The sequence below is a fragment of the Desulfosporosinus fructosivorans genome (genome assembly GCF_004766045.1).
GTDB lineage: Bacteria > Bacillota > Desulfitobacteriia > Desulfitobacteriales > Desulfitobacteriaceae > Desulfosporosinus > Desulfosporosinus fructosivorans.
The window spans coordinates 118,385-124,486 of sequence record NZ_SPQQ01000012.1; the positions used below are offsets into that span (position 1 = coordinate 118,385).

Below are 6,102 nucleotides of genomic sequence, written 5' to 3' on the forward strand. Positions count from 1 at the left end.
TGCGACTTTGATTTTTTTGTAAGTTTTGAACTTAAGGAAGGATTTATCAAATATAATGTCGAAATATATTTATTCGAAAGGAGGAAGGTCATTGAACTCTCACAAAAAAACCATTGATGATTTATTTATATCTGTAGGACAGGTTGTTGGTATTTATGTTTTTGTCATTGTTTTAGAACGTGCCTTGTGGAAGACTCAACTAAAGTATGAAGAAGCTGCTATGATAGAGATTTCAGAGGATGGAGTTTCAGTACAAGAATTGTTTGAAATAGAACAGGATCGTGCTGTCCTTGTAGCCGATGAGTTTCTGATTAATATAGTAAATACATTGGGTCATTTAGTTGGAAAACAACTGGCGAAACAATTAACCGAAGAGCTTGATGTTAGCAATATTGAAGAAAAATAGAAGTAAAATAGTAGTAAAAATAGTAGTTTGATAAGGAGTGTTAATATTGGATAAAGTTTCGACAGGTATCTTGGAGCTTGATCAGATTTTAGATGGAGGCTTACCAAAAAGTTCTACAATATTGCTAGTTGGACGACCAGGAACCGGGAAAACAATTCTGGCTCATCAAATGATGTTTCAAAATGCAGAAGATGAAAATAATGTATTGTATCTTACTACCCTAGCAGAACCCCAAATTAAGATTATGAAGTTTCAACAAGAGTTTAGTTTTTATGATACTGACAAAGTTCAGAAAAGTGTAATTTATAAAGACTTGGGTAGTGTATTACGCAATCAAGGATCAATTCAAGCTATGAAGTTAATTGATAGCTTTCTTAAGGAATATCAACCGAAAATGATTTTTATCGATACCATCAAAGCATTCGCAGATATCATTCCCGATTCGATAGAATTTCGGGAATTTATTCTTGAGCTGTCCGTTCGTTTAACAACTTGGGGTTGTACGACGATTCTTTTAGGAGAGTACTCGGAACAGGATATCGAAAGTAGACCAGAAAGTGCCATAGCCGACGGAATTATTTATCTCTACGGAACGGAAGAAAAAAGGCAACAGAAAAGGTACTTGCGGGTTTTAAAGATGAGAGGGACCAAGCATTTTAATGGTGAGGCAGTTTTTAAGATTTCTAATGATGGAATTAGCGTATTCCCTCGTTTAAATCCTGTGGTGATAAAACAAGACTACACTCAATATTCTGTAAAAGTTCCAACCGGGGTGTCAAAATTAGATGAGATGATGGAAGGAGGCATCCCTCAAGCATCTACTACCTTAGTAACGGGGCCTTCTGGTTCGGGTAAAACTATGTTAGCTCTTAGCTTCGCGTTAGAAGGTATAAGGTCCGGAATTAAAACTGTTTTTGTTAGTTTTGAAGAAAATCCTTTACAAATAATCAAGAATTCTTTACAAATTGGTATTGACATCAGAACTTATCTCGATGAGGGCATTTTACATATAGTCTACGTTTCTCCTGTTGAGCTGGATGTCGATGAACATGTTTATCGAATTCAGGGGCTTGTACATGAGATCGGGGCAAGTAGGTTGATCATTGATTCAATCTCTTCATTCGAAATCGGAATGAGTGATAAGGTTAAATATACGGATTATATTTGGGCACTTACAGATTACTTTAAGGTCAATGGAATTACTGTTTTGCTTACCCACGAAATGCGTGGTTCCTTAGATTTTTCAGCTATGACAAAGCATGGAATCAGTTTTGTAGCCGATAATATATTACTCTTGGTCTTTAAAGAGGACGGCATCAACTTAAAAAGGTATTTAAGAGTGGTTAAAATGCGAGGTAGTCATCATTCCACAGAATTAACAGAATTAATAATCGATAATAATGGTTTATCGTTACTTTAGTGATTGATCATGAAGGGGGGCACAGATGTTGTCCATAAGTACCGAAGATCATGATTTCCTAAAATCTGCACGTTGGCTTAGTTTTTTAGAATGTACAGCTCTGGGTCTACAACTACGTTTGACCATTATATCGGTTAATGGAAATTTGGTATTTCAATCGTCCAGAATATGTTCAGTATGTCAAAACCTATTTGAAGATTTCTTCCCGGTTCTATATATAGATATAGAATATAACGGGTTTAAAAGTATTCAAGAAACAATAGACTTGAAAACTGAAGGTACCGTATTAACCTTTCCATTAGGAAATGGACTTATAATGGTAGCTCAAGAATGTTTGTGCTCCAAGGAAATGGTATACCCTGCATTAAATGATCGTTCATCTATAGCAGCTAAATTATTAACTAATTTTTTAACGTCTTTTAAGCATGAGTTTAATAGTGGACAGCGGGTCCTTGAACTTTCTATTCTTCGCCAAATGAATCATATAGTATTGTCCTTATTTCATGGAGATACGGATGCTTTAAAAAGAAGTTTCGAATTAATTCTTAGTGCCTTAATCATCATTTTAGAAGCCGAAGGTAGTTGGGTCCAGTTTGAAAATGGGCAAACCAATATTTTCATAAAAGGAGACGAATTTCTGGTTAATGCTTATCTAACCGGAGCAGAAGGGTTTGCTCAACAAGTCGATATTTCCTATGGTCGGTTCAAATGTAACTTAGGGGTTCTATCCCCTTTGGACAAAGACCAAGCAACTGAGCTAATTTCATTAATGGCTCAAGAATGTGCCATTATTCTTGAAATAGATAACCTATTTAGACTTCTAAATAAACAGTTAGCTAAAGTGCTTGGAGCGGTAAATAGTGCGATCTTATTGATTGATCAAAGGAAAAATATCACATATGTAAATAAAGCTGCAGAGAAACTCTTTAACAAATCGTTTATCAACTTGGTCGGAGTTTCGATGGTAAGCATTGAAGGACCTTGGGTCTCGGTCATTGAATCGGGTATAACATTTCCAGTTCATGGGCAGATGGAAGACCTCAAGCAGGATCGAGAAGACGATAATCTGTGTTGGGTCGATTGGCAGGTTGCACCAATTTTTGAGGAAAAAGCTATCGTGGGTTGGTTAGTGATGGCTGACGATCGATCAAATTATTATCGTTGGCAGTCCGCCGCACGACGCGCGGAACGTTTTGCTTCGACGTCTATGATGGTTGGAACGTTGGCCCATGAGTTAAGAAATCCACTAAGTGCCGCCAAAGGGCTTTTACAGTTAATGACAAAAAAACGCAACCCGGAACAAACGGAGGGTTATGTAGACTTAGTATTACGTGAGATAGATCGTGTCACACGTCTTCTTAATGAATTTCTTCTTCTGGGGAAACCTGCTTCAATATCACCTGAACCCCTTGACCTTGTTACATTTATTGAAGAATTGCTCCCACTATTAGAGGGCGAAGCCATTGGTACAGATATCCGAGTATTATTCAACGCTGAAAAGGTAGCACCTGTAAGGGGTGATGCTGGTCAACTTACTCAAGTCGTCTTGAATTTAGTTCGTAATGCGGTGCAGTCATTGAGTGAAAGTGAGTTTGAAAATGGAATCGTCAAAATCTCATTAGGTCAAGTAAATGATAAGGTAGAGGTGTGTATTGAGGATAATGGACTGGGTTTTGTCCCTGGTGTAATAGATCAATTGTTTACACCGTTTTTCACGACGAAAGAAAGAGGAACAGGTTTAGGCCTCGCCGTTGTTAAAGCGATCATTCATAATCACGATGGTGAAATTAAAGCAAGCAATTCACCACACAGTGGAGCAGTCTTTACGATTACACTTCCGATTGCAGGCATTGAGGGGAAAGAAGTTGATGTCGCCTTAATAGTCAATGACAAAATCTTAAGATATTCGTTAGAGAAAGCCTTGAAAGTGCTCGATCATCGCGTAAAAGTTCTTGAAATGAGTGATTTTGAAAATGGTACTATTAGTATTACCAGCGCTTTGCCAAAGCTAGTTATTATTGAGGGATTACTCGATAACAACAAACTAATGAAAACAGAAGAGATACATAGAATGTGGCCTGGCATTATTATCATAGTTTTGGGGGATTTCTCGCAGAAAAATGCAAAATATTTTCAAGAAAAAGGCATTAGAATTTTAGATAGACCATTTGAAATTACCAAAATAATTAGTACAATTATAAATTTAAAAATAGGGAATACGTATTGATCGACAATAGATATCAATACATAAATTGGAAACTAATAAATGTAATGCCAAGAAATTAGTTGGTATTGTTTTATGTACACAGCTAGTGGTTTCACAAACAAATGCGTATAAAAAAAGTCTCCCTAGCGTTAGCCAGGGAGACTTTTTTCTCATATCTTTATCTATTTGGTATCATTAATTATTCGTTGTCCTTAATTCTCTTCGGTTAGCAGTTTCGGGAATTCTTTCGAGCCAACCGTGTTCAATCATTAAATCCAGTCCATCTTTTACATAACCACCAAGTTCAAGTTGGAGTCGAGCAATAGACGATGCAACATCTGGTCTTGCACAATATGATAAAGCAAGTCCATATGATGTGATACTAAGCGACATAAATATAGTTGTATGGAACAATAACAATTTATCACTAAATGGAGATTCTGTAGAATCGGTTACAAGAGCATCGTAATTATGGAGACTAGGTTTATTATAGCCCGTACGGGCCTATTCAGGTAAATCCAAATAATTAGGGGTGGGAACTGCCTCGAAAATAATTAGAAATCCTTCATGATGGGTGGTAACACTTCTTTTCTTGTATCAGTTAAGTCCAATTATTGGCCACACCAGATTAATGAGGTGACATCATAACAATCAATAAGATTAAATGAGCCAAAAACCCGCTCCCTGGTAGGGCAATAAAGCAATAGAGATTATAGCTCTTTTAACGTGACAGGGCACGTGGAGTGCTTAATAGTGCTATATGTGCGACACGTTTCTAAATGAAAAGTTTAGACATTTGTAGAAATACAAAGAGAACTAACATCTTGATGAGTCGAATGATAGGGTAACGCCTAAAAAGGCTCCTTTAATACTCCGATGGGCGTGTATATGTATAAGCGTCGAAGCGTCTAGAGCTCGGTGAAGTCGCGTGACCCTGCCCTTTTGGAATTAAAAACCTCTTGGAAACCTGTTCAGAGGTGAACAGTGCGGGTTTAGCGCGGAAGTCTATAAAATATCCATGGTAAGAATGTAGGCAAAACCTACTGACAAAGTTCCGAATGTACGGGTGAATCACTAGGCTAATAGAAATGTTAGTACAAGTAAAAGCTTGGTAGATGAGGAAAAGTAAAAATATATAGTATGAAAATCCTTATGATGTTAAAGGCATCATCAAGTCTACAAACCCAAAGGAACAACCTAAAGGTATATGCATAGATAAAGATGTTGGAACGTGGTAAGCATTGGACGTTAAGGACTTATATTCTATGAAACGGTGATAAGGCAACTTATCTTTATCAATGTGAAAGTAGGGCCACAGTACCAATGAAACCATGATAATAAGTGGTGGAGGGATAGGCCCAAGTCAATCTATAATAAACGAAACTTACGATCACAAAATCACTCCATAGGTTCTGGTGAGACTAAAAGAGGCTAACCTCGAAAGGAGGTGTTGCCGACTATGGCTACCACTACCGCGAATACCAAGTTGCGCCACAATGAATATTATGGGCAACAAAGTATACTTGATGAATTGTATGAAAGAAGTCTCAAGGGTGCGAAGTTTAATAAACTATACGAAAAAATTGTAGAAGAAAACAACATCCTATTGGCCTATCGAAACATTAAGGCTAACACAGGGAGTAAAACAGAAGGCACTGACGGTTTAACCATCAAAGACATAGCAGGTATGACCAACCAAGAAGTCATTACAATGGTCAAAAGAAGGTTGAAGAACTTTACACCACAATCTGTCAGACGGGTAGAAATATTAAAAGATAATGGCCAAAATCGCCCTCTTGGAATACCCACTATGTCCGATCGTCTGATTCAAGCGTGTATTTATCAAATCCTTGAGCCAATCTGTGAAGCAAGGTTTCACAATCATAGCTATGGATTTAGGCCCACTAGAAGGACAGAGCATGCACTAGCCACGATGCACAGGATGATTAACATTCAGCACCTGCATTTTGTTGTAGATGTGGATATAAAGGGATTTAGCGACATTAATTCTGAACGGTATTGGCTAGCAGTAGCATGTTAGGTAGGGAATACTATTAAAAGGTAACTCAG

At 37.4% G+C, this 6,102-nt stretch carries 4 protein-coding genes and 1 pseudogene; 4 read left to right on the top strand and 1 reads right to left on the bottom strand.

Going from position 1 to position 6,102, the window contains the following annotated elements; genetic code table 11:
- Nucleotides 1-91: 91 nt before the first annotated feature.
- The 3 genes from E4K67_RS24475 to E4K67_RS24485 are packed head-to-tail and all read left to right on the top strand — an operon-like array spanning nt 92 to nt 4,053.
- On the top strand, nt 92-406 hold the full coding sequence (locus tag E4K67_RS24475) for a hypothetical protein (RefSeq protein ID WP_135551539.1): 315 nt from the start codon (nt 92-94) through the stop codon (nt 404-406).
- A 46-nt stretch (nt 407-452) separates the two neighbouring features.
- Nucleotides 453-1,826, top strand: a complete 1,374-nt coding sequence (locus tag E4K67_RS24480; RefSeq protein ID WP_158408569.1) for a DUF7125 family protein — start codon at nt 453-455, stop codon at nt 1,824-1,826.
- Between the two features lie 25 nt (nt 1,827-1,851).
- Nucleotides 1,852-4,053, top strand: a complete 2,202-nt coding sequence (locus E4K67_RS24485; RefSeq protein WP_135551543.1) for a two-component system sensor histidine kinase NtrB — start codon at nt 1,852-1,854, stop codon at nt 4,051-4,053.
- Nucleotides 4,054-4,227: 174 nt separating this feature from the next.
- Here the strand turns inward: E4K67_RS24485 and E4K67_RS31660 are convergent.
- A pseudogene (locus E4K67_RS31660) lies at nt 4,228-4,485 on the bottom strand (DUF3231 family protein); the annotation flags it as partial.
- A gap of 1,006 nt (nt 4,486-5,491) precedes the next feature.
- Between E4K67_RS31660 and E4K67_RS24495 the strand changes: the two are divergent.
- Nucleotides 5,492-6,073 (top strand): reverse transcriptase domain-containing protein, encoded by a 582-nt coding sequence (locus E4K67_RS24495; protein ID WP_243454607.1) that lies wholly within the window; start codon nt 5,492-5,494, stop codon nt 6,071-6,073.
- Nucleotides 6,074-6,102 lie beyond the last annotated feature (29 nt).

Coding starts and splice junctions, on each gene's coding strand:
- E4K67_RS24485 (WP_135551543.1), top strand. CDS start 1,852: ATGTTGTCCATAAGTACCGAAGATCATGATTTCCTAAAATCTGCACGT.
- E4K67_RS24495 (WP_243454607.1), top strand. CDS start 5,492: ATGGCTACCACTACCGCGAATACCAAGTTGCGCCACAATGAATATTAT.